At 63.9% G+C, this 24,430-nt stretch carries 19 protein-coding genes; 12 read left to right on the top strand and 7 right to left on the bottom strand.

The genetic code is table 11. The features are described 5' to 3' along the window. Nucleotides 1–57: 57 nt before the first annotated feature. Both E0473_RS11705 and E0473_RS11700 read right to left on the bottom strand, forming a co-directional pair. The gene (locus E0473_RS11705; protein ID WP_241657484.1) at nt 58–1,176 is read right to left on the bottom strand and encodes an NAD(P)/FAD-dependent oxidoreductase; all 1,119 of its coding nucleotides are present in this window, start codon (nt 1,174–1,176) and stop codon (nt 58–60) included. Then, entirely contained in the window at nt 1,173–2,003 is an 831-nt protein-coding gene (locus E0473_RS11700; protein ID WP_241657483.1) for an alpha/beta fold hydrolase, read from the bottom strand. The genes E0473_RS11705 and E0473_RS11700 overlap by 4 nt, the downstream gene beginning before the upstream one ends. 227 nt (nt 2,004–2,230) lie before the next feature. Between E0473_RS11700 and E0473_RS11695 the strand changes: the two genes are divergently transcribed. From E0473_RS11695 to E0473_RS11665, 7 genes are all read left to right on the top strand, one after another. Beyond that, a complete protein-coding gene (locus tag E0473_RS11695) occupies nt 2,231–2,722 on the top strand; it encodes an A24 family peptidase (RefSeq protein WP_137681079.1) in 492 nt (163 codons plus the stop codon). Nucleotides 2,723–2,794: 72 nt separating this feature from the next. After that, nucleotides 2,795–3,880, top strand: coding sequence for a Flp pilus assembly protein CpaB (gene cpaB / locus E0473_RS11690; protein ID WP_137681078.1), 1,086 nt, complete (start codon nt 2,795–2,797; stop codon nt 3,878–3,880). Nucleotides 3,881–3,902: 22 nt separating this feature from the next. Then, complete coding sequence (locus E0473_RS11685; protein WP_421721789.1) at nt 3,903–5,495, top strand: type II and III secretion system protein family protein; 1,593 nt, start codon at nt 3,903–3,905, stop codon at nt 5,493–5,495. 14 nt (nt 5,496–5,509) lie between these two features. Continuing rightward, on the top strand, nt 5,510–6,160 hold the full coding sequence (locus tag E0473_RS11680; RefSeq protein ID WP_137681077.1) for a CpaD family pilus assembly protein: 651 nt from the start codon (nt 5,510–5,512) through the stop codon (nt 6,158–6,160). Between the two features lie 5 nt (nt 6,161–6,165). Further along, a complete protein-coding gene (locus E0473_RS11675; RefSeq protein ID WP_137681076.1) occupies nt 6,166–7,458 on the top strand; it encodes a pilus assembly protein CpaE in 1,293 nt (430 codons plus the stop codon). A gap of 48 nt (nt 7,459–7,506) precedes the next feature. Beyond that, entirely contained in the window at nt 7,507–8,478 is a 972-nt protein-coding gene (locus E0473_RS11670; RefSeq protein WP_137681075.1) for a type II secretion system F family protein, read from the top strand. Nucleotides 8,479–8,497: 19 nt separating this feature from the next. Then, nucleotides 8,498–9,505, top strand: coding sequence for a type II secretion system F family protein (locus E0473_RS11665; RefSeq protein ID WP_137681074.1), 1,008 nt, complete (start codon nt 8,498–8,500; stop codon nt 9,503–9,505). Nucleotides 9,506–9,532: 27 nt separating this feature from the next. On the opposite strand, the gene E0473_RS11660 is transcribed toward E0473_RS11665, so the two are convergent. Further along, nucleotides 9,533–10,003 carry a MarR family winged helix-turn-helix transcriptional regulator gene (locus tag E0473_RS11660; protein WP_241657482.1) on the bottom strand — a complete coding sequence of 157 codons (471 nt, stop codon included), beginning with the start codon at nt 10,001–10,003 and terminating at the stop codon, nt 9,533–9,535. Between the two features lie 56 nt (nt 10,004–10,059). Then, the gene (gene mtnP / locus E0473_RS11655; RefSeq protein ID WP_241657481.1) at nt 10,060–10,971 is read right to left on the bottom strand and encodes an S-methyl-5'-thioadenosine phosphorylase; all 912 of its coding nucleotides are present in this window, start codon (nt 10,969–10,971) and stop codon (nt 10,060–10,062) included. A gap of 255 nt (nt 10,972–11,226) precedes the next feature. Between mtnP and E0473_RS11650 the strand changes: the two genes are divergently transcribed. After that, the gene (locus tag E0473_RS11650; RefSeq protein ID WP_137681071.1) at nt 11,227–14,271 is read left to right on the top strand and encodes a TonB-dependent receptor plug domain-containing protein; all 3,045 of its coding nucleotides are present in this window, start codon (nt 11,227–11,229) and stop codon (nt 14,269–14,271) included. Between the two features lie 80 nt (nt 14,272–14,351). Here E0473_RS11650 and clpB read toward each other — a convergent pair whose 3' ends face one another. After that, complete coding sequence (gene clpB / locus E0473_RS11645) at nt 14,352–16,931, bottom strand: ATP-dependent chaperone ClpB (protein ID WP_137681070.1); 2,580 nt, start codon at nt 16,929–16,931, stop codon at nt 14,352–14,354. A 212-nt stretch (nt 16,932–17,143) separates the two neighbouring features. Between clpB and E0473_RS11640 the strand changes: the two genes are divergently transcribed. Together E0473_RS11640 and E0473_RS11635 are read left to right on the top strand one after the other, a co-directional pair. Further along, nucleotides 17,144–17,812, top strand: coding sequence for a class I SAM-dependent methyltransferase (locus tag E0473_RS11640; RefSeq protein ID WP_137681069.1), 669 nt, complete (start codon nt 17,144–17,146; stop codon nt 17,810–17,812). Nucleotides 17,813–17,866: 54 nt separating this feature from the next. Continuing rightward, a complete protein-coding gene (locus E0473_RS11635; RefSeq protein ID WP_137681068.1) occupies nt 17,867–18,469 on the top strand; it encodes a DUF962 domain-containing protein in 603 nt (200 codons plus the stop codon). Nucleotides 18,470–18,562: 93 nt separating this feature from the next. On the opposite strand, the gene E0473_RS11630 is transcribed toward E0473_RS11635, so the two are convergent. Together E0473_RS11630 and E0473_RS11625 are read right to left on the bottom strand one after the other, a co-directional pair. Next, the gene (locus E0473_RS11630; protein WP_137681067.1) at nt 18,563–18,889 is read right to left on the bottom strand and encodes a GIY-YIG nuclease family protein; all 327 of its coding nucleotides are present in this window, start codon (nt 18,887–18,889) and stop codon (nt 18,563–18,565) included. 49 nt (nt 18,890–18,938) lie between these two features. Further along, on the bottom strand, nt 18,939–20,591 hold the full coding sequence (locus E0473_RS11625) for an aminotransferase class III-fold pyridoxal phosphate-dependent enzyme (RefSeq protein ID WP_137681066.1): 1,653 nt from the start codon (nt 20,589–20,591) through the stop codon (nt 18,939–18,941). 65 nt (nt 20,592–20,656) lie between these two features. Between E0473_RS11625 and asd the strand changes: the two genes are divergently transcribed. Together asd and E0473_RS11615 are read left to right on the top strand one after the other, a co-directional pair. After that, the gene (gene asd / locus E0473_RS11620) at nt 20,657–21,493 is read left to right on the top strand and encodes an archaetidylserine decarboxylase (RefSeq protein ID WP_137681065.1); all 837 of its coding nucleotides are present in this window, start codon (nt 20,657–20,659) and stop codon (nt 21,491–21,493) included. Nucleotides 21,494–21,553: 60 nt separating this feature from the next. Then, a complete protein-coding gene (locus E0473_RS11615) occupies nt 21,554–24,430 on the top strand; it encodes a M16 family metallopeptidase (protein WP_137681064.1) in 2,877 nt (958 codons plus the stop codon).

Here is a 24,430-nt window from a genome sequence, read left to right as displayed (position 1 = left end):
GCACTCGTCCTCTCTTTGCTTAAGGCGTGCGAACTATAACAAATCGCAGCCCGCTGGCTAGCCAAAGCGGGCTGCTGCGTAGGGCGCCGGATCGATGCTCTGCGTCATCGCATCGGCCTCACGGCCCAGCAGCAATTGCGCGCCCAGCCGCGCTCCGGCGGGCGAGGTCTGGATCCCGTAGCCACCCTGCCCCGCGTACCAGAAAAAGCCATCCTGCCTTGGGTCGAAGCCGTAGATCGGCGCACGATCGGGGGCGAAGCTGCGGAGGCCCGCCCACTTGTGCTCGACCGCTTCGATCCGCCAATCGACCACCTGCTCGAACCGGTCGATGGCCAGCGCCACGTCCAGCTCTTCGGGCGCGGCATCGCAGGGCTCGCTCGGCGTCTCGTCCTGCGGGCTGAGCCAGAGCTTGCCCGCTTCGGGCTTGAAGTAGAACTGTCCCGAAATGTCGAGCACCAGCGGCAGGTCTTGCGGCACTGCCGGAGTGCAGCGCACCTGCGCAATGGTGCGACGAAGCGGCGTGATGCCCAGTGGTCGGGCACCGCAGGCGCGCGCCACCTCATCGGCCCAGGCCCCGGCGGCATTGACGATCACGCCTGCGCGCATCTGACCGGTTGGGCCAAGGTCGACCAGCCACCCGGCCCCGTCGCGCTCAGCGGCGTGCAGGCGGTGGTGCGTGCGGATGTCCGCCCCGGCTGCACGAGCGCGGGCGAGGAAATGCTGGTGCAGGCTCGCAACGTCGATATCCGCGCAATGCGGCTGGGAGATCGCGAGATTCCATTCTGGCCGTACGCCCGGCACAAGGTCGCGAATCGCCTCGCCATCAATTCGCTCGATGGTCACGCCGCTATCGGCGAAGCGCTCCATGAAGGCATCGACTTGCGATCCGTCCTTTTCGCGCGAAAGGTAAAGCGCGCCGCGCTGGTTGAGAAAGCCCCCTTCGCGCAGCGCCTTGCCCGAGGCCATGGTCAAGGGCACGATCTCCGGCCCGCCATAGCACTCTTCCCAGAACGCGGCAGAACGCCCGGTGGTGTGATAGCCCGGCTGGCTCTCGGCCTCTACCACAACCACCCGTCCAGCGCCGTGCTCGGCCGCCTCGGCAGCGATGCTCGCCCCGGCAATTCCGGCCCCTACGACCAGAACGTCGCAATCGTGCGCACCCATATCTGCTGTCATTCTCCGTTCGTCGCCCGCCGCGCGAGGAAGTCGTCGATTGCGGCCAGCGCCCTGTCGCGCACCGGATCGACCTCGCGCAGGATCTCGTGGTTTGCCTCGGGTCCGAATTCGAGCAGTTCGGCATCGGGCAGTCGCCGCGCAGCCACCCGGATCGCAGCGGGGCTGACGAGCTTGTCCACCGAAGTCGCCACGATCATCACCGGCACGTCCACGCTCTCGAGCGCGCCGGGCGCAAACAGCGCCCCGGTCGAGCGGGTGGCCGCCGCCAGCCAGCCCCAGCTGCCCGGCCCCAGTTTCAATTCCGGACGGGCCTCACGCCAGAAGTGTTCGTCTTCATAGCGTGTCTTGTCGTGCGTAAGCAGCCATTGGCGCGAGCTTGGCTTGCTGCCGGGCTTCTCGCTCATTTTCCACGCCGCGCGTCCCGGATCGCCCAGCCGTACCATCGCATCGGCCACCAGCCGCTTGGCAAACAGCGGCAGATGCTCGGGAAAGATATCCAGCATCGGCGCAGACAGCACCAGCGCCGCCGGGCGCGGATCAAGCGCCTGTTCGAGCGCAGCGCGCAGCACCAGATGGCCGCCCATCGAATGCCCGAGCAGCACCAGCGGCCCTTCGCGCCCCTTCGCCCAGTCGGCCCACAGCGCGCCGAGGTCGCTCACCCAGGTGCCGAAATCGTCGATATGCCCGGCATCAGCAAGGCCCAGCCGACCCGAACCGCCCTGCCCGCGCCAGTCCGCCGCGCTGACCTGCCAGCCCGCCAGTCGCCAGTGCTCGAAGCTTTCGAGATACTTCTCGTAGGCATCGCCGCGCCCGGCCATGAACAGCATATGCCCGCGCGGCGTCACCCCGGTGGGCGGCTCGGGCCAATCGATCCGGCGGACGGCATGGCCATCGGCCGCGTGCCAGGTGCTCTCGCGCGCAGAGGCCGGAATGGCACGCCGGTCAAAGGCGTTGGCGTTGGGCGAGTGGTGAATAGCGACCTCCCGGGCTTGGTTACCGTTTCGTAAGCCCTAACAGCTAGCACCCATGCTCATGGGGAACCCACGAGAGCATGATGGTTGACGATCCATTCCAGTACGGGCTGCTGTGCGCCTTGGCAATTGCACTGCTGATTGCGGCCTTCACCGATATCCGCAGCCGTCGCATCGCCAACTGGCTGAACGCAGCGATTGCGCTGGGCGCGCCGGTGTACTGGTTTGCCAGCGACATGGCGCTGTGGCCCGATGTCGCCTGGCAGGTGGGCTTGGCGCTGGCGACCTTCGCGGTGCTTTCGCTCCTCTTCGCGATCCGCGCAATGGGCGGCGGCGACGTCAAGCTGCTGACAGCGTTGGCGCTGTGGATCGAGCCGCTCGCGTTCGTGAACCTGCTGATCATGATGGCGCTGCTGGGCGGCCTGCTCACGATCGCATTCGGCGCGTGGCACATTGCCCGCCGCCAGAAGTACAAGCTGACCATCCCATACGGCGTCGCGATCTCGATGGCCGGTCTCTGGATTATCTACGGGTTGATACAGCCGGCCCTGCCTGCCGCGCAGATGGCCGGGTGAACCCGATTTTAACCAGTCGCCGCGTAAATCCGCGAGAACAAAGCGCAAAGACCTGAAGGGGCGTAAGGCACCATGGATAAGAAGAAACTCGTATTGCTGGTCGCAGCTCTGGTCGTCGCGGTGGGGACCGCGCTGGCCGCGCGCAGCATGTTTGCGGGTGCCTCTGCGCCGCAGGCCGAGGCGGCCGTGGTAGAGCCGCAAGGCCCCAAGGTTCTCGTCGCCAAGCGCAGCCTGCCGGTCGGCACAATCATCACCGCCGATGCCATCGTCTATCAACAGTGGCCGGAAGAGCTGGTGCAGGATGCCTACTTCATCGACGGCGAAGTGAGCATGGAAAACCTGCTCGGCACCGTCGTTCGCAACACCATCACCGCCGGCGAGCCGGTGACGCAGGGCGCGCTTGTCGCCCCGGGCGACCGAGGCTTCCTCGCCGCCGCCCTCGGGCCCGGCATGCGTGCCGTGTCGGTGCCCGTTTCGGCGCGCACCGGCGTTTCGGGCTTCGTCTTTCCGGGCGACCGCGTCGACCTCGTGCTGACCCAGAGCGTTCAGGGCGATGCCGAAGGCGGCGTGCTCAACACCTCTGAAACCGTGCTATTCAACCTGCGCGTGCTCGCCACCGACCAGGATACCGAAAGCGTCACCAACGAAGACGGTAAAACCGTGGTCCGCCAGTTTCGCGCTGTAACGCTGGAAGTGACACCGCGCATCGCCGAAAAGATCGCCGTTGCACAGACCATCGGCACGCTCAGCCTTTCGCTACGCTCGATTGCCGACAACCAGTCCGAACTCGAACGCGCGCTTGCATCGGGCGATGTCGACCTGCCCGATAATGCCAGCCGCGAGGAAGAAGAAGCGCTGCTGCGCACAGCCGTATCGCGTCCGCGTGACAGCTCCACCACCTATGTAACCGGCGGCGACGTGTCGCGCTTCCAGCGCAGCTCGATGCCGCGCCGCACGCCGCCGCAGCCAGCGGGCGAGAACGGCAACATGGCGCAGGCCGTGTTCAACCCGCTTGGACAAATGGTCGACACTGTGAACGCCGCCGCCCCGCAAGGCCCCACCGTCCGCGTGACGCGCGGCAAGGACACCACCGTCGAGCCGGTCGGCAAGGCAGGTGCCATGCTCGACCGTAGCACGGCGGCGAGCGGCCAGCGCTGAGGCCGAGAGCAAAGTGACACTCATGAACAAGATCATCCCGCAGCCGCATCCCGGCAAATTAGCCAAGCTGAAAGGCAAATCGATGCACAGCCGCCTTACCAAGATTGCGCTGAGCGCCGCATGGGCGCTGGCCCCGCTGGCCGCCATCCCTGCCGGCCCCGCGCAGGCCCAGGGCACGATTGCCCCGGCACAGGATATCATCCTTTCCATAGGGCGCGGTGAACTGGTCAACGTGCCGGGATCGATGACCGACGTGTTCGTTTCCAACGATGCGGTCGCCGATGTTCAGGTCAAGTCGCAGCGCCAGCTGTTCGTGATGGGCCTGTCGGGCGGCGAGACCACGATCTATGCCAGCAACGCGGGCGGTGACATTATCTGGTCGGCCAATATCCGCGTCGGCTCGAACATCGATTCGATCGATCAGATGCTGGCGCTGGCCATGCCTGAGGCGAAGGTGAACATCGCCACCATGGGATCGAACACAGTGCTTCTGACCGGCACCGTGGCCGCGCCCGAGGATGCTGCTGAGGCCGAGCGCCTCGTTGCCGCCTTCGTGGGCGAGGATACCAATGTGATTTCGCGGCTGCGCATGGCCACTCCTCTGCAGGTCAACCTGCGCGTGCGTTTCGCCGAGGTCAGCCGCTCGCTGGTGCGTTCTCTCAATGCAAGCGTCACGACCATTGACGGCACCGACGGCTTCCAGTTCGGGCTGGGCCGCGGACGAAGCAATTTTGCCGCCAACTTTACCCCCGGCCGGCAGCTCAGCGTCGGCAATGCCGCCGGCAGCACCAGAATTGCCCCTGAGGATGGTGCCACAACGCTAGGCGGAGTGGGCCGTTTGCTCGGGCTCGATATCGCCGGGGCGCTCGACTTGGCGGAAACAGAGGGCCTGGTGACCACGCTGGCTCAGCCCAACCTCACCGCGCTGTCGGGCGAGACCGCCGAGTTCCTCGCTGGCGGCGAGTTTCCGATACTCGTGCCGCAGGCGCTTGGCACCAATTCGATCGAATACAAGAAGTATGGCGTCAGCCTTAGCTATGCCCCTACGGTGCTCGCCAATGGCCGCATTTCGATGCGGGTGCGTCCTGAGGTTTCGGAGCTGTCGGCGCAGGGAGCCGTCACGCTCGGCGGCAACTCGATCCCGGCGCTCACCACGCGCCGCGCCGAAACCACCATCGAGCTGGGCTCTGGCGAAAGCTTCATGATTGCCGGGCTGCTCTCTAACAACGCGCAGAGCATTATCGACAAGACCCCGGGCGTTGGCGACCTGCCGATCCTCGGCAACCTGTTCCGCTCGAACCAATTCCAGCGCGGCGAAACCGAGCTTGTGATCGTCGTCACCCCCTATCTGGTCAAGCCGGTCAGCGACAGCGACATCCGCCTACCGACCGATGGCTATGCCTCACCCAACTTCGGTGAGCAGTTCTTCTTCAACCGCGAGACTGCCGGTCGCCCCGGTGCCATCCGGCCGATGCCGCGCGCCGCCGGCGAAGCAGGGGCTAATCCGGCGGTAAGCGCCGCCGATCAGAGCGGCGCCGTGCGTGCCGACGGCGCGCCTGCTGGTGCCCCCGCGCAATCCGCCGAGGCCGCGCGCCCCGGCTTCAGCCTGAACTGAGAAGGGTTCTGACGATGACCAACAGCCGCAATCGCGCCGCCACCTCGGTCCTGGCCCTCTCACTTGCGCTGGGCCTCGCCGCCTGCTCCGCTACCGACGGGACCACCAATGGCACTCTCTATTCGGTGCATGAACCGGTGGTGGAGCGTAACAATTACACCCTCGATCTGGCCACCAACGCTGGCGGCCTGCCGATCAGCGAGCAGCAGCGTCTGGCCACCTGGTTCGAGGCGATGGACATCGGCTATGGCGACCGCATCGGCCTGGATGCCGCAATCGACAACCCTGCCGTGCGCGAGGACGTGGCCGCCATTGCCAGCCGTCACAGCCTGTTGCTGAGCGAAGGCGCTCCCGTCACCGAAGGCTTCATCGATCCGGGCATGGTGCGCGTCGTCGTCACCCGCTCGCGCGCCTATGTGCCGGGCTGCCCCGACTGGTCGGAACGGGAGGGCACGACACTCGGCAACAACACCTCCCCCAATTTCGGGTGCGCGATCAATTCGAACATGGCGGCGATGATTGCCGACCCCGAACACCTGCTCGAAGGGGCGAAAGGCACGGGCGAGACCACGGTGATGACTTCGACCCGCGCCATCCAATCCTATCGCGAACAGGCTCCGACTGCCGCCGAAGGCGTCACCGCTAACGCAAGCACGGGGAACTAACGACAATGAGCGCACCCTGGAAACCCAGCCCGATGGGGAACCGCGACGCCTTCGCCGCCTATATCTGCGACGAGGCCGCACTCGAAGTGCTGCGCCCGGTCGTGGCCGAAATGGGCTGGCAGAGCGAGAAGTGCAACAAGGGCGGCCTGCGCAACGCGGTGCAGTCGCTGTCGATCTCGGCCAGTCCGGCGATTCTGATGGTCGACCTGTCCGAAAGCGGCGACCCCCTTAACGACATCAACGCGCTGGCGGAAGTCTGCGAGCCGGGTACGGTGGTGATCGCCATCGGCCAGGTCAACGACGTGCGTCTCTATCGCGATCTGCTCTCCAGCGGCATTCACGACTATCTGCTCAAGCCGCTGTCCGCGAACCAGCTGCGCGACTGTCTGACACAGGCGCAGGCGGTGTTCAGCAACCCGCGCGGCGGCGATCATGGCGAGGAACGCGAACACATCGCCACCGCAGTCGTTGGCACGCGCGGCGGTGTCGGCGCTTCGACGCTGGCCACCTCGCTCGCCTGGCTGTGCTCGACCGAGCACGACCGCACGACCGCGCTGCTAGATCTCGACGTGCATTTCGGTACCGACGCCCTGTGCCTCGACCTCGAACCGGGCCGCGGGCTCACCGATGCCATCGACAACCCCGGCCGCATCGATGGCCTGTTCATCGACCGCGCTGTGATCCGGGCCAACGAGAAGCTGGCGATCATGTCGGCAGAAGCGCCGATCAACGCGCCGCTGATGACCGACGGCACCGCCTTCCTGCAATTGCAGGAGGAGTTTCGCGCCGCTTTCGACATGACGGTCGTCGATCTGCCGCGCAACGTCCTCATCAACTTCCCGCATCTGCTCGCAGAAGTGCATGTCGTGGTGCTGGTGTGCGAGCTGACGCTGGCCTCGGCACGCGACACGATCCGTATCCTCTCGTGGCTCAAGACCAATGCGCCCAACGCCCATCCAATGGTGGTGTGCAACAAGGTGCAGCCCGGCGCGGCGGAAATCTCGAAGGCCGATTTCGAAGCCTCGATCGAGCGCAAGATCAACTTTTCGATTCCGTTCGATCAGAAGGCGGCGGTCAATGCCGCGAAGCTGGGCCAGACGTTCGCCGAAGCCAACAAGAACGCCAAGGCGACCGCCCCGATCGGCGAGATCGCGCGGATCATCGCCGGGATCAGCGAAGATGACGGCGCAGCGCTGGCCAGTTCGTCGAAGACAGGCTCCTCGCTGCTCGACAAGTTCGACCTCAAAGCCCTGCTAGGCGGTTCGAAGACGAAGGCCGATGCCACTCCCGCCGAATAAGGCCCTATCCGCTGCGGGGCGGGTGTGACGGTTGAAAGAAGGTAGACGATGAACATCCTCCAGCTCCTGCTTGTAGGCACCGGCCTGATGACGCTGATGGTTCTCGGTTACCTGCTGCTGAGCGGGCCGAGCCCCGCCAAGGAAAGCGCCCGCCGCCTGCAGGCCGTGCGCTTTCGCCATTCTGAAAGCACCACCGACAAGGTCGAGAGCCAGCTCAAGAAGGCCATCGCCGCGCGCCGCCCGAAAGCGCACCGGATCGCCGGAGCAGGTTCGCGCGGCGAAGCGCTTGCCCTGCGCCTTGCCCGCACCGGCATGGGCTGGACGGTCACGCAGTATGTCTATGCCTCGGCCGGCCTTGCCTTCATCCTGATTGCCCTGATTTTCCTGCAGACCGGCGCCGGCCTGCTGGCGCTAGGCATGGGGCTGATGCTGGGCGCTGGCATCCCGCACATGGTGGTCAGCCACTTCATCAAGAAGCGGATGAACCAGTTCAACGCCAAGTTTCCGGATGCCATCGAGCTGCTGGTGCGCGGACTGCGCTCGGGCCTACCGGTTTCCGAAACGCTCAGTGTGGTAGCGCAGGAAATCCCCGGCCCTGTGGGCGCTGAGTTCCGCAGCGTGGTCGAACGCATCAAGATCGGCCGCACAATGGAGGAATCGCTCCAGGAATCGGCCGACAAGCTGAACACGGCCGAATTCCAGTTCTTCGTCATCACGCTGGCAATCCAGCGCGAGACGGGCGGCAACCTGGCTGAAACGCTCTCGAACCTGGCCGACGTGCTGCGCAAGCGCGCGCAGATGAAGCTCAAGATCAAGGCTATGAGCTCGGAATCGAAAGCCTCGGCCTATATCGTCGGCGCGCTGCCGTTTATCGTGTTCTGCCTGATCTACTGGATCAACCCCAGCTATGTTGGCGGCTTCTTTACCGAGGATCGCCTGATCGTGACCGGCATCGGCGGGCTTATCTGGATGACCATCGGCGGCTTTATCATGGCCAAGATGGTCAGCTTCGAGATCTGAGCGAGGAAAGATAAGGCACATGTCACAAGGCGGACCCACCCTTCTCGGCGTCGACATCATCCTGGTCGGCTCGATCCTAGCAGCCATCGCCGCGATGGCCGTTTTCTTCGCGATCTACACTGCCGTCACGGTCAAGGATCCGATGGCGAAGCGAGTGAAGGCCCTCAATGCCCGGCGCGACGAGCTGAAGTCGGGCATGATACCGAGCAGCGCGCGCAAGCGCCAAAGCCTCGTGCGTCGTACCGACACCACCGACAAGATGAAAGACACCCTGCAGGGCATGAAAGTGCTGCAGGAAAGCCAGGTCAAGGATATCCAGCAGAAGCTAGCGCAGGCCGGCTACCGCAACAAGGAGCTGGCGGTCGTCATCATCTTTGCCCGCATGGTGCTGCCGATCGTGCTCGGCCTGATCGGCGTGGTCATGTTCTACTGGTCGGACATGTTCCCCGAATGGGGCAGCTTCAAGCGCTTCCTCGGCTTCGCCGCGCTGGTGATACTGGGCTACAAGGGGCCCGAGCTGTATATTTCGAACGTCGCGAACAAGCGCACGAAGGCGATTCAAAAGGGCCTGCCCGACGCGCTGGACCTGCTGGTGATCTGCGCCGAGGCCGGTCTTACGGTCGATGCCGCATTCAACCGCGTTGCCCGCGAGCTGGGCCGTGCCTATCCCGAACTGGGCGACGAGTTTGCGCTGACCGCCATCGAGCTGTCGTTCCTCACCGAGCGGCGGCAGGCCTTCGAGAACTTTGCCTACCGTGTCGACCTCGACGCGGTTCGAGGCGTCGTCACCACCATGGTGCAGACCGAACGCTATGGCACGCCGCTCGCCTCGGCCCTGCGCGTGCTCTCGGCCGAATTCCGCAACGAGCGCATGATGCGGGCCGAAGAGAAGGCCGCGCGCCTGCCCGCGATCATGACCGTGCCGCTGATCCTGTTCATCCTGCCGGTGCTGTTCATCGTGATTCTCGGCCCGGCGGCCTGTTCGATTGCCGATGCCTTCTCGGGCGGCGGACCGGGCGCCAACTAGCGCCTGCCCGCCCCGCCCGCGCGGGCCTTATTCGATTCCGAAGTTGTCGCTGACGATATCGTCGGAATCGACAATCTCGGATTGCCGATGCAACCGGTCAAGCATCGTGCGGAAAGTCTCAAGCTCGGCTTCGCTGATCCCTTCGCAAATGCGCCGTTCCATCTCGCGTGCGAGCGGCATGATCTGGGCATGCATCTCATTCCCAGATTCGGTCAGGTCGAGCAGGTGCGAGCGGCCATCCTGCTCGTTGGGTGTGCGCTGCACCAGGCCGCGATCTTCCAGCACCTTGCAGGCGCGGTTCACCGCCACCTTGTCCATCAACGAAAGACGGGTGAGATCGCGCTGGGTAATCGTACCGAAGTCGCCCAGCAGTGCCATCACCCGCCATTCGGGCACCGAAAGCCCCCAGCGGGCGCGATATTCCTGCGCGATTCTTCCGCTAACCGCGTTCGAGGTAATCGAGAGCTGATAGGGCAAAAACCGTGCGAGAGGAGCCATTTGTTGCATAGGCAACTATCCTTCAACAGCTTACACAAAAAAGCAAGTATCGCTCGTCAGGTGTCCCGATCCGGCAATGCCTGCAAAATACGCCCAGCAACGGCATCGAGCTTCGCGCCGCCTGCCCCGAGCAGATTTTCGCGCGCGGAAACGATCGCCGTATCGAGCACCGTGTCGATCGGGCTCGCTGGCCGCACCTCGGGCAAGACGGCGGCAAGCTCGGCGATAAGCGCGCGCGCCTTATCGGCATTGCCGCGCATCACAGCAAGGATTTCCGCGACATCGACATCGGCATGGCTTTCGCGCCAGCAGTCGTAGTCGGTAACCATTCCCACCAGCGCGTAGGGCAGCTCAGCCTCGCGGGCGAGGCGCGCCTCTGGCATGGCGGTCATGCCGATCACCTGCCCGCCCCACTGGCGGTACATGTGGCTTTCGGCGCGGGTCGAAAACTGCGGCCCCTCGATGGCGACATAGGTGCCGCCCTCGTGGACCTTCGCCCCCGCCGCGCCTGCGGCCGTGCCGGCCAGCTGAGACAGGCGCGGGCAGACCGGATCGGCCAGCGGAACATGGGCGACGACACCACCGCTGAAAAAGCTGCGCGCGCGGCTCAGCGTGCGGTCGATCAGCTGGTCGACCACCACAAAATCGCCCGGCGCCATCTCTTCGGCGAGCGAGCCGATGGCGCTGATCGCCAGCACATCGGTCACGCCGCAACGCTTCAGCGCGTCGATATTGGCGCGGTAGTTCACCTCGGAAGGCGCAAGCCTGTGCCCTGTTCCGTGCCGGGCGATAAAGCTGAAGCGGACGCCGCCGATATGGCCGGTGGTGATCGGGCCGGACGGCTCGCCAAAGGCGCTGGCAACACGGATTTCCTGCGCATCTTCCAGCGCGCCGGGCTCATAAAGGCCGGAGCCGCCGATGACGCCGATATGCCATTTGTCGCTGGCGTTGGTTGTCGTGTTGGGCACGATATTCTCCAGTGCGGTTCGAGAAAGAAGAACCTGTGGCAGCCCTCTTAGCTGCCGAAAACCCCAGCTTACCAGCGCCTTTCGGGATCGGCATCTGCGCGGCGCGCTATGCCGAGCTAAACCCTTGTTAACCAAATCTGTCGTATATGTGAACATCTGCTGACTAGTCGCTGCGCAAAACGCACCCGGCTGGCTTTGCACTGTCCGCACAATTTCGGCTCACGATTTTCGGCCGCTTGCTAGGAACCGCCACCTGTGAAGCTTCACTCTATTTTCAAAAGCGCGAGCGCTCCGATTGCCCTGTCGTTTGCGCTGCTGGCCAATCCTTCTTTCGCACAAAGCACAGCGGGTGCCTCCGCGAGCGACGATAGCATTATCGTTGTTACAGGGACCCGCATCAAACGTCCGGAAACCGGCAGCGCCACGCCGGTCGTCTCTGTTACTGCAGACAACATAGAGCAGTCAGGCGAAATCGACCTTACCGATCTGCTTAAACAGACCCCTGCGCTGATCGGATCCGTGGGCAGCTATGAAGCAGCCGGTTCGCAGGCTCGCACCGGTGCCGCCGGCGTCAATCTTTTGGACCTGCGCAACCTTGGCGCCAACCGCACCCTTGTCCTCGTCGACGGACGTCGTCACGTCGCTGGCGTTCCCGGTGAAGCGGCGGTCGACATTAACACCATTCCCACCGCACTGGTCGAACGCATTGACGTGCTGACTGGCGGCGTGTCGTCGATTTACGGTGCGGACGGCGTATCGGGTGTGGTCAACTTCATTATGAAGCGTGACTTCGAAGGCCTCGATGTGCGCGCCCAGCAGGGAATTTCGGACTTCGACGATGCCGACAGCACGCTGTTCTCGGTGACGGCTGGCCACAACATCGATGGCGGTCGCGGCAACATAGCGTTGTCTTATGAATACCGCCGGCAGGAACGCGTGGCCTACGGCGATCGCCCTCACGGACAGTTCGATACGCTCCTGCTCGTACAGAACCCCGATGACGCGGGCATTGACGATCCCAAGGTGCCGGATGAAATTCCGCTGCCCTTTGTTGGCTATTCTGGAAGCTCGCCGGGCGGCGCTGTCGCAATCGACGGCTCGCTCGCTCCGGGTTTTGGCGGCGATGGCGCGCTATACAATCCTGGTACTTTTCTTCCGGCCTCGGGCTCGCTTTCCACCGGAGACGCGACCACCGACGATACGCCTATGGCCAACTATCAGGGCGACCTGCAGGCGCAGAATGTCAACCATATCGTAAACCTCATCGGGAATTACGAGCTCACCGACAGAGTGAGCTTTTTCGCCGAAGGCAAATACGTCAAAACAGACACCTACACGGTGGCGCAGCCATCCTTCGACTTTTACACGTATATTCCTGCGGACAATGCCTTCATCCCCGATGCGATCAGCGATACAATTGCTGCTGGCAACCTGAGCGGTTTCGGCCTTGATGACGGCCTTCTTATTTCGCGCGATAACTTCGACCTCGGCACGCATGACAAATACATCGACCGTGAAGTGATCCGCACTGTCGTTGGCCTAGACGGCGAACTGGCGGAAAATGCCAATTTCGAAATTAGCTACACCTTCGGCCAGAACACCACGAACTATACCAATACCAATTTTCGCTATTTTGATCGGTATTTTGCGGCCTTGGACGCGGTGGACGAAGGTCAGTTCCTCAACGGAACGCCCAACGGAAACATCGTCTGCCGATCGGACCTCAATGGCGGTGCTATCGTGCCGTTCAACCTCAGCAACGTCTTTGGCAGTGCTGCTGAAGCGCCGCCCGCCACGCCGCAGACCTTTCCCGCCGGTGATGGTTCTTGTGAACCACTCAACCTGTTCGGCAACGGCGCTCCATCCCAGGCGGCGCTGAACTTCATCAATGCCGATCTTCAGAACGAATATACCCTCACCCAATATATTCTGAACGGCTTCGTTTCGGGCGATTTCGGCAAGTTCTTCGAGCTGCCCGGCGGGCCGATTGGCTATGCGTTCGGCGCGGAATACCGCAAGGAAAAGAGCGTTTCGTTCGTTGACGATATCTCGAAAACGCGCCGCTCGGTTCAGAATAGCAAGAGCGTTCTGTCCGACCTTGCCCTCCTCGCGGACGAGCGCGGCGAGTTCGACGTTTACGAAGCCTTTGCCGAGCTGAATGTCCCTCTTCTGGCCGACATGCCCTTCGCCCATCGGCTCGAATTCAATGCGGCTCTGCGCGTCTCCGACTATTCGACCTCGGGCTATTCGGACACCTGGTCGGTCTCCGGCGTATGGGCTCCGGCAAGGGACATCAGCTTGCGCGGCAGCTACTCGCAGGCTACCCGTGCGCCGAACATCACCGAGCTGTTCGCTCCGGCTACGGGAGCTTTCTCCCAGCTCGACGATCCCTGCGATCCGACCAACATCGCGAATGGCACGGCATTCCGTGCCGAAAACTGCCGCGCCCTGATCGAGGGGCTCGGCATCGACTACGACAATTACGATTTCGCATCGGATGTCGTTTCAAGCGCCGGCATCGCCGGGTTCGCTTCGGGCAATGCGAACCTTGAGCAGGAAGAAGCGACCACCTGGACCGCCGGTGTGGTTCTTCAGCCGGCCTTCCTTCCCGGTCTTTCAATCAGCTTCGACTGGTTCGACATCGACCTGGAAAACGCCATCAACACGACGACACTCACACGTCTGGCGGAATTCTGCGTAGATTCGGCGAGCCTCGACAACGAGTTCTGCCAGCGGGTCGATCGCTCGCCGAGCACGGGCTATGTTGCGGGATATCAGTTGCAGCCGGTCAACGTGGCGTTCTTCGAAACCGCCGGTGCCGACATGACGCTGAACTATTCGCACGACTTGGGAGCCAGCAGCCAGATCGCAGTTCGCGGTACGCTCGGCTATCTCGACAAGCTCAACTTCCTCCCGGCCAACGGCGGCATTGTCAATGCCGACAAGGGCGAGCTGGGTTCGCCAGAGTGGAACGGCAATGCCGACGCGACCTGGAGCAACGACAACTGGAACGTCAATTACGGCCTGCGGTACATCGGCAAGAGCAGCCGCTATACCAATGACGTGATTGCCGGAAACCCGGACATCGCTGCGCCGGAATACATCTACTACGATGCCCGCTTCATTCACGACGCGCGCGTAGAGTACACCACCAGCGAACAGCGGTTTTCGATCTACGCCGGTGTGAACAACTTCACCAACGAGATGCCCGAACTGGGCTCCATACGCGCGCAGACCGGCTGGCTGGGCCGCTACTTCTTCGCTGGCATCCGCATTCGCATGGACACGCTGGGCTTCTAAACCGGGACTGTTTCTAAGCGAAAAGGGGAGGCAGAGCGATCTGCCTCCCCTTTTCGCTGGGCTGAGCTGTTTTCGAGGCCTCAGGCCACCGTCAACACCAACTCCCCCTCGCCCTCGTCGACCTTAACGGTCGAGCCATCGGGCACATTGCCCGCAAGGATCATCTCGGCGAGCGGATCTTGCAGGTAACGCTGCACCGCACGCTTCAACGGCCTTGCACCATACACCGGGTCATATCCCACCCTGCCCAGCCAGCGCAGGCCAGCTTCGGTCAGATCCAGAGTCACCTTGCGCTCGTCGAGCAGCTTCTGCACCCGGCCGACCTGGATTTTCACGATCGGCGCCATGTGCTCGGCTGCCAGACGGTGGAACAGGATGATCTCGTCAAGCCGGTTCAGGAACTCGGGGCGGAAATGCCCGCGCACCTGCTCCATCACCTGCGGCTCCACGTCCGCCACCTTCTGATCGTCGCCCAGGTTCGACAGGTATTGGCTGCCGAGGTTGCTGGTGAGGATGATCAGCGTGTTCGAGAAATCGACCTGGCGGCCCTGCCCGTCGGTCAGGCGACCATCGTCGAGCACCTGCAACAGCACATTGAACACGTCGGCGTGGGCCTTCTCGACCTCGTCGAACAGTACCACCTGATAGGGCCGGCGCCGCACCGCCTCGGTCAGCACCCCGCCCTCGTCATAGCCGACATAGCCCGGAGGCGCGCCGATCAGGCGGCTCACCGCATGCTTCTCCATGAACTCGCTCATGTCGATGCGGACCATCGCGTTGTCGTCGTCGAACAGGAACGAGGCGAGCGCCTTGGTCAGCTCGGTCTTGCCGACGCCGGTTGGGCCGAGAAACAGGAAGCTGCCGAGCGGCCGCCCCGGATCCTGCAAGCCCGCCCGCGCCCGGCGCACGGCCTTTGAGACGGCTTTCACCGCATCAGCCTGCCCGATCACGCGCTGGCCGAGCACCTCTTCCATCTTCAGCAGCTTCTCGCGTTCGCCTTCAAGCATCTTCTCGATGGCGACCCCGGTCCAGCGGCTGACTACGGAGGCGATGTCGTCCTCGGTCACTTCCTCCCGCAGCAAGGCGTTTTCCGTCTGCCCCTCGGCCTCGGCAAGCTTCTTTTCCAGCTCGGGGATGCGCCCGTAGGAAAGCTCCCCCGCTTTGGCGAGATCGCCGCCGCGCTGCGCCTGTTCGAGTTCGATCCGCGCCGCGTCTAGCTCTTCTTTGATCCGCGCCTCGGCATGGATCTTGTCGCGCTCGTTCTGCCAGCGGGTGGTCAGCTCGGAGGATTGCTGCTCCAGATTTGCCAGCTCCTCACGCAGGGTCGCAAGCCGGTCCTTCGAGGCGGAATCGCTTTCTTTAGTCAGCGCCTGCTCCTCGATCTTCAGCTGGATGATGCGGCGGTCGAGCCCCTCGATTTCCTCGGGCTTGCTCTCCACCTCCATGCGGATGCGGCTGGCGGCCTCGTCCATCAGGTCGATCGCCTTGTCGGGCAAGAAACGGTCGGTGATGTAGCGTTCGGACAGCTTCGCCGCCGCCACGATTGCGGCATCGGTGATGCGCACGCCGTGGTGCAACTCGTACTTCTCCTTGATCCCGCGCAGGATCGAGATCGTATCCTCGACCGAAGGTTCATCGACGAACACCGGCTGGAACCGGCGCTGCAAGGCGGCATCCTTCTCGACGTACTTCTGATACTCGTCGAGCGTGGTCGCACCGATGCAGTGCAGCTCGCCACGCGCCAGTGCGGGCTTCAGGAGGTTGCCCGCATCCATCGAGCCCTCAGACGCGCCCGCGCCGATCAGCGTGTGCATCTCGTCGATGAACAGGATGATCTGGCCATCGGCGCCCTTCACCTCGTCAAGCACCGCCTTGAGCCGTTCCTCGAACTCGCCGCGATACTTGGCGCCCGCGATCATCGAGCCGAGATCGAGGCTCATCAGTGTGCGATTCTTGAGGCTGTCGGGCACGTCGCCGTTGGCGATCCGCAGCGCGAGGCCTTCGGCGATGGCGGTCTTGCCGGTGCCGGGCTCGCCGATCAACACGGGGTTGTTCTTGGTGCGGCGAGCGAGAATCTGCACCGTGCGGCGGATTTCCTCGTCGCGCCCGATCACGGGGTCGAGCTTGCCGTCCTTCGCCGCTTGCGTCAGGTCGCGCGCGTACTTCTTCATCGCGTCATAGGCGCTTTCGGCGCTAGCCGTGTCGGCCGTGCGCCCGCCGCGCAGCTCGTTAATCGCGGCATTCAGCGCCTCGGCCGTGAGCCCGGCATCGGCCAGCGCCTTGCCAGCGGCGGTGGTCTTGGCGAGCGCCAGCGCCATCAGCAAGCGCTCGACGGTGACATATTCGTCGCCCGCCTTCTGCGCAACCTGTTCGGCCTGGTCGAGCACGCGCACCGCATCGTTGTCGAGCCCCGGCGTCTGCTGCGCCCCGCTGCCTGAAACGGCGGGATACTTGGCCAGCGACGCGTCAACCGCGTCGACCGCGCGTGCCGGATCGCCCCCGGCGCGCTGGATCAGCCCGGCGGCCATGCCCTCGCTATCTTCCAGCAAGGCCTTGAGAATGTGGTCCGGGCTGATGCGCTGGTGGTTCATGCGGATCGCCACGGTCTGAGCGCTTTGCAGGAAGCCGCGCGCCCGGTCGGTGAATTTTTCGAGATTCATGGTGTACCCCTAATCCTTTCTCCGCCGAGATAGTGTTGCATAATGGCAACACAAGCCCGAGGCGCAAATAAATGTCCCGGCTATATTTGGTGTTCGGTCGGGCCGGGTAAAGCCCCTCAGGCGCGCTTGTCGCATGGGAGCCGCATCGCATTCTTGCGATGGTCATATTTTCGTCTCCCGCCTGAAACGAAAGGCCCGCATAGCGCGCCCTTATGGCTAGCAGAGCACAACGCGCAGACCTTCAGACCACTTCGGTCACCGCCGCCTACGATCGCTGGGCCCCGGTTTATGACATGGTGTTCGGCAAGGTCTTTACCGAAGGCCGCTCCGACGCGATCCGCGCCGCCGAGGCCGCGCTGCCCGAGGGCGGACGCGTGCTCGAAGTGGGCGTGGGCACGGGCATTTCCCTGCCGCACTATCAGCGCAGCACCCGGCTGGTGGCGGTCGACCTGTCGGATGCGATGCTCGACAAGGCGCGCGCACGCAAGGCGCGGCTGGGACTCGACAATGTCGAGGACATTCAGGTGATGGATGCCGAGGCCATGCGCTTCGAGGACAACAGCTTCGAGGTTGTCATGGCGCAGTACATCATCACCTCCTGCCCCCACCCTGAAGCGGCGCTCGACGAATTCGTGCGCGTGGCGAAGCCCGGCGGCGAGATCATCATCACCACGCGCATCGGTGCCAACGTGGGCCTGCGCGGGCGGATAGAGAAATTCTTGATGCCTCTGACGAAGAGGCTGGGGTTCCGGACAGAATTTCCATATGCCCGGTATGCAAATTGGGCTAAGATAAATGGACACGTCGAGCTGGTTGAGAACACACCATTGCCACCGCTCGGACACTTTTCAATGCTGAGATACCGCAAACTGGCGGAATGACTTGAAATTTCCTTGTCATAACTTGGACAATGATATTCGGACGGAGTGCAAAGAATGACCGGTTTTCGCGAACACCTGCGCGAACAGCGCTGGGACGACCACCGCTACTATCACCAGTCGATCATTAATCAGGCGCTGCACTTCTTCAGCGCTTGCACCTTCCTGCTGAGCTATGTGCTGCTCTGGAACTACCCCTGGCTGGCCGCGCTGCTGGCATGGGGTTTTGCCATGACCAGCCGACAGGCCGGGCACTTCTTCTTCGAGCCGAAGGGCTATGACCACGTCAACGAGGCCACGCACGAGCACAAGGAAGAGATCAAGGTTGGCTACAACCTGTTCCGAAAGGTGATCCTGATGGGCCTGTGGGCGATTTCGCCTGTGGTGCTCTATCTCAACCCCACGTTCTTCGGCCTGTTTTCGGAGCCCTTCACCAGCGCCCGGATGTTCTTCGAAAATCTCGGCATGATCTGGTTGGGCCTCGGCATCGGCGCGATGCTGTTTCGCATGGCGCAGCTGTTTATCATCCGCGACGTGGAGACCGGCATCGTGTGGGTGACCAAGATCATCACCGATCCCTTCACCGACTTCAAGCTCTACATGAAAGCGCCGGGTGAATGCGCCAAGGCTGCGGTTGCGTGGCGGCCGTCGCGGGGGTGATTTTCTAGCACCGCGTTTGAGAATTGAGAGGCCGGGGCGCTGAGAGGCGCTCCGGCTTTTTTCGTGAGCGCACCTCACACAGCTCATCCCCGCTCAGCCTGAGCCTGTCGAAGGCCACGCGCTGTCCTTGGCCCCAAACCCCTGCCGATTGCGCGCAAGTTGGGAGAGCAGTTCCCAGTCTCCCACGATCAGCGCTTCCTTTTTGGCCCTGCCCCAAACTTTGATCCGGCGCTCGGCGGAAAAAGCTTCGTCGCGGGTTGGGAAGCTTTCCGACCAGACCAGCACCACCGGCAGCCGTTTGGCGGTGTACCCGCCAAGTGCACCACTCGCATGTTTTGCCATGCGCAGTTCAAGATCGTCGGTGTGGCCGGCGTAGTAAGAGCCATCGTTGCAGCGCAGGAGATAGGCGTAGAAGGACACCGCTTTGGGTTAGCCTTGGCGTGCGGCCTGACACCAGCCCAATACTCAATTACCCCCGCCCCAGCTTCGCCCGCAAGCTCTCACGCAAAATCTGCCGCTTCAGGTCCTTGTTCGTCACCCCCTCACCGCTCCACGCCCAGCCATCCGCCTCGAACGCCCGTGCCGCGGCCACATAGCGGTCCGCCACTTCGGCGAACTCGGCATCGCCATAGGCAAAGGAGAAGATGAACCGCCCCGAGCCGGTCCAGCCGGTCGCCAGCCCCTCGGCGCGCAGATAAAACTGGAACATCCAGTTATAGCGCGAGGGCCTGGTGTAAAACGTGCTCCACACCGTGCCGAGATTGCCCACACGCGGGCTCAAACCCTCGGCCTCGAGCCGCCCGTTGAGCGCATCGGCGCGCGCATTCCACTTGTCGTCCACGCCTGCGTAAGCCGCATCGGCCTCGGCGCTGGCGTGCCACCGCAAAAACTGGTCCATCGCCCCCATCACGCTGGGGTGCGAGTTGAATGTCCCGCGCGCGAAGCAGATGTCGGCGGGGCGGTCGTCGCGAAACCGCTTCATCAGGTCGGCCCGGCCGCACAGCACGCCCACCGGATAGCCGCCGCCCAGCGTTTTGCCGTAAGTTACCAGATCGCCCTGCACGCCGAAATATTCGCTCGCGCCATGCTTAGAAAGGCGGAAGCCGGTGAACACCTCGTCGATGATCAGCACCACGCCCGCCTTTGTGCAGACCTCACGCAGCCGCGCCAGCCAAGCCGAGTAGGCGGCCCGGTCCACCCGTACGCCGCGGCTCGAATCCACCAGCGCACTATCGCCCGGCGCGTTGCTGTTCGGGTGCATCGCCTGCAACGGGTTGACCAGCACACAGGCAATGTCCTTGCGGCTCGCCAGCACCTTGAGCGTCTGCTCGCTCATGTCCGCCAGGGTCAGCGTGCGGTCAGCCGAGACGGGGTTGCCTACCCCCGGCTGCACATCGCCCCACCAGCCGTTATAGCTCCCGGCAAAACGCACGATCCGCTGGCGCCCGGTGTGATACTGCGCCAGCCGCACCGCCTGCATCACCGCCTCGGTGCCCGACATATGGAAGCTCACCGCATCAAGCCCGCTGATCGCCTTCAGCCGCTTCACGTTCTCGGACACCACCGGATGCAGGCCGCCCAACACCGGGCCGAGCGCAGCCACCGTCTCCTCGCCGCGCTTCATGAAGCCCTTGTAGGTATCGGTCCCGAGCAGGTTCACGCCATAGGAACCGGTAAGATCATAGAACTGGTTGCCGTCGAGGTCGGTCAGCATCACGCCGTCGCTGGCGGCATAGAAGTTGCCCGAGGATAACGCCTCGCGCACCACCCGGCTGAATGGGAACGGCACCCGATAGGTACCGGTAAAGGCAATGTCAGGGATGCTGTCGCGCATCTCGTCTGAGGCCGCCGCGCTCTTGGGGAACCGCTCCTTGAACAGGGCCGAGAGGCGCGCAAACCCCGCCTCGCGCTGCGCCACCACATCAGCGGGCGCGCCATCGGCGGCGAAGAACTGGTCGCGGTCGAAATCGTAGAACGGCAGCAGGCGGCTCATCCGCTTGGCCATGCGCACGTGACCGACCAGCCCCTTGTGCTTGGCGCGGCTCAGTTGCAGGCGCTTCGAGGCCTTCACCGCAAGCACCACCACTGCGGCGGCACCGGCAAGCCATGGGGCGATTGTCATACGCGTTCCTTATTCGTGGTCTTAAGGCGAATCCCGATGGGGTCGCTTGCTGCAATCGGACTTTTATGAGTCAGGGATATGTCAATTTCCTGCTGACCAACCGAATCCCGCGTCACGTGCTGACGCGGTTCATGGGCTGGTTCAGCAAGATCGAGTTCGCCCCGGTGCGGAGCCTGTCGATTGCGCTGTGGAAGCTGTTTTGCTCGGTCGATATGTCCGACAGCAAGGAGACGCGCTTCGCCAGCCTGCATCAGGCGTTCATCCGCGAGCTGAAAGACGGCGCCCGCCCGATCGACCCCGACCCGGCCACGCTGACCAGCCCATGCGACGCCATCGTCGGCGCGTTCGGCCGGGTGGACCGGGGCATGGCCTTGCAGGTGAAAGGTATGCCCTACCCGGTCGCCGATCTGTTCGGCTCAACCGACGAGGCAGCGGCGTTCGAAGGCGGCTGGTACGTCACCTTGCGGCTGACGGCGGGGATGTACCATCGCTTCCACGCCCCGCACGATGTGGTGGCCGAGCAGCTGCGCTACATCTCGGGCGACACCTGGAACGTGAACCCGCCCACCCTCGCCCGGATCGAGCGCCTGTTCTGCCGCAACGAACGCGCCCCGCTGACCGTGCGGCTGGCGGCGACGGGTGAAAAGCTGGTGCTGGTGCCGGTGGCGGCGGTGCTGGTCGCCTCGATCCGGCTGCCGTGGCTGGATGAAAAGTTCTCGATCCGCCGCGGCGGCGCGCGAACCGAGCCGCTCGACCATTCCTTCGCCAAGGGCGAGGAGATGGGCTGGTTCGAGCATGGCAGCACCATCGTGGTCTTTGCTCCGTCGAACTGCGCTCCGGTAGCGGGGCTTGAGACGGGGCGGACGATCCGGTTGGGGGAACCTCTGTTACAGCGGCTTTAGGCCTTTTTGCGCGCTGACAGAGGCACTGGCATACGAGGCAAACCCTGCTATTGGTTTCGCATGAAAACTGTCTTCCGGCGCAGATTGCCGTTCGCTTTTCTCGCCCCCTTCGCGCTCGCCGCCTGCGCCACGGCACAGTCGCCCGCTCCACTGGCAGAAACCACCACGCGCGCCACGCCGAGCGACACCTCGCTCACAGCGCTCGTCGACCAAGTTCAGATCCCCTACGAGCGCTTCACGCTCGAAAACGGTCTCACCACACTGGTCCACACCGACCGCAAGACGCCCATCGTCGGCGTCACCGTCTACTACCGCGTCGGATCGCGGCACGAACCGCGCGGGCGCACCGGCTTTGCTCACCTGTTCGAACACCTGATGTTCGGCGGCAGCGAGAACGTCGAGAATTTCGACATTCCGCTCGAAGCGGCAGGCTCCACCCCCACCAACGGCTCGACCTGGTACGACCGCACCAACTACGTCGAAACCGTGCCCACCGGCGCACTCGATCTGGCGCTGTTCATGGAGAGCGACCGCATGGGCTACCTGCTCGGCGCGGTCAGCCAGGAGAAGCTCGATAACCAGCGCATGGTGGTGCAGAACGAAAAGCGGCAGGGCGACAACCAGCCCTATGGCCTCGTCGACTATCTGATGGCTGACGGCCTGCTGCCAGTGGGGCACCCCTATCGCCACGCCACCATCGGCTCGATGGCCGATCTGGAAGCGGCAAGCCTCGCTGATGTGCAGAGCTGGTTTCGCGACAATTATGGCCCCAACAATGTGGTGCTGGTGCTGACGGGCGATATCGACGCCGCCACCGCGCGCCCGATGGTCGAACGCTGGTTCGGCGATATTCCGCGCGGGCCGGAAGTGGCCGAAGCATCGGGCGGCCCGGTCACGCTGGCCGCTCCGGTCGAGCGGGTAGTGACCGATCAGGTTCCGGCAACGCAGGTCTACCGCAGCTGGACCGGCCCCGCGTTGACCGATGCCGATGCGATCCCGCTTGCGGTGGGGATGCACATCTTGGGCGGCCTCGCTTCCTCGCGGCTCGACAACGCGATGGTGCGCGGTGAGGAAATCGCCACCTCCGTCTCAGCCTATTCATCAGGGTTCGAGGAGATGAGCCAGCTCATCACCATGGTCGAGGTGAAGAACGGTGTGGAGCGCGAAGCAGCCGAGGCCCGGCTCGTTGCCGAGACCGAGCGGCTGATGGCAGAAGGCCCCACCGAAGACGAACTCGAACGCGCAAAGACGACGCTCATCGCCTCCACAGTAGGAGGGCTGGAGCGCGTCGGCGGGTTCGGCGGCAAGGGCATGGTGCTGGCCGAGGGCGAACTCTATACCGGCGATGCCGAACACTACCGCAAGGAACTGGAAGCCATCGCCGCGCTCACGCCTGCGCAGGTTCAGGGCGCATTGCAACGCTGGCTGTCGCGCCCCGCCTACACGCTGTCGGTTGTGCCGGGCGAGCGGACGCTCGATGGCGCGACCATGGGCGGCTGGGGCGATGAAGACCTTTCGCCTCCGCCCGTCCCCGATGCGCGCGCACCTGTTGAAGTCACCCGCACCGCCCCGCCGCGCCAGGCCCCTGAGGTGCTGCCGGTAGGCGAACTGACGTTCCCGCAAGTCGAACGCGCAACCCTCTCGAACGGGATCGAGGTCGTCCTCGCCCGCCGCGATGCCGTGCCGATGGTGAGCATGGCGCTCACCTTCGCGGCAGGCTCGGTGGTCGATCCGGTCGATGCCGCAGGCCGCCATGAAACGATGATGGAGCTGCTGACCGAGGGCACCACCACGCGCAGCGCCCTCGATATCGCCATCGCGCAGGAGGAGCTGGGCAGCTCGCTCAGCGCCGGTGCCGGGGTCGAAACCTCGCAGGTCACCCTTACCACGCTCACCAGCAACCTCGCCCCGTCCGTGGAGTTGATGGCCGATGTGACGCTTCACCCCGCCTTCCGGGCCGAGGACGTCGCCCGCGTGAAGGAACAGCGATTGGCCGAAATCGCGCAGGAGTTGGCCTCGCCCGGCAGCCTCGCCAGCATGGCGTTTATGCCGCTGCTTTACGGCGAACAGCATCCCTATGCCCATGCGTCGTCTTCGGGCGATCCGGCGGTGGTTTCCGCGCTGACGCCAACGGCGCTCAAGGCCGAGCATGACCGCTGGCTGCGCCCCGACCTCGCGCAGATCACAGCGGTGGGCGACGTGTCGATGGCAGAGCTGGTCGCCGCGCTCGAAGCAGGGTTCGGCGACTGGCAGGCGCCCGCCAGCGCTGCCCCCGCACGCAACCTTGCAGCCCCCGCGCCTGCCCCGCATCCGCAGATTGTCGGCGTCGACCGGCCCAACTCGCCGTCAAGCTATCTGATGCTCGGCCGCCTCACCCCGCTGGTGGGCGAGCCCGAAGGCACCGAAGTGATCGAAACCGCCAACGAAGTGCTCGGCGGCGGCTTCCTTTCGCGCCTGATGGGCGATCTGCGCGAAACCAAGGGCTGGACCTATGGCATCGGATCCAGCATCCCCGCCGCGACCGGCCAGCGCCGCTTCACCATCGCGACGCAGGTGCAGGCTGATCGCACTGGCGATTCCATCGTCGCCGTCATCGACCAGTTGAGGGCTTTCCCCGACAGCGCGCCGGTCGATCCGGTCGAGTTGCAACGCGTGACCGATGGCAATGTGCGCGGTCTGACCAACCGCTTTGAGACGAATGGACAGGTGCTCGGCGCGCTGGTGAGCAACCGCGTGATGGGCCGCGACATTCGCTATCAGGCGCAGTTGCCGGAAATCTTTCGCGCGATGGATGCAGATGCACTCGACGCGGCGGCGGCCGAGTATCTCACGCCCGACAACCTCACCATTGTGGTGGTGGGCGACCGCGAAACCGTCGCGCCGCAGCTCGAACAGCTCGGCATGGAAGTGACCTGGCTCGACGCCGAAGCGCTGTAA

The sequence above is a fragment of the Aurantiacibacter suaedae genome (genome assembly GCF_005434915.1).
Classification (GTDB): domain Bacteria; phylum Pseudomonadota; class Alphaproteobacteria; order Sphingomonadales; family Sphingomonadaceae; genus Alteraurantiacibacter; species Alteraurantiacibacter suaedae.
Note: the sequence above shows the minus strand (reverse complement) of the source record. Positions and strands in the feature narration are given on the sequence as shown.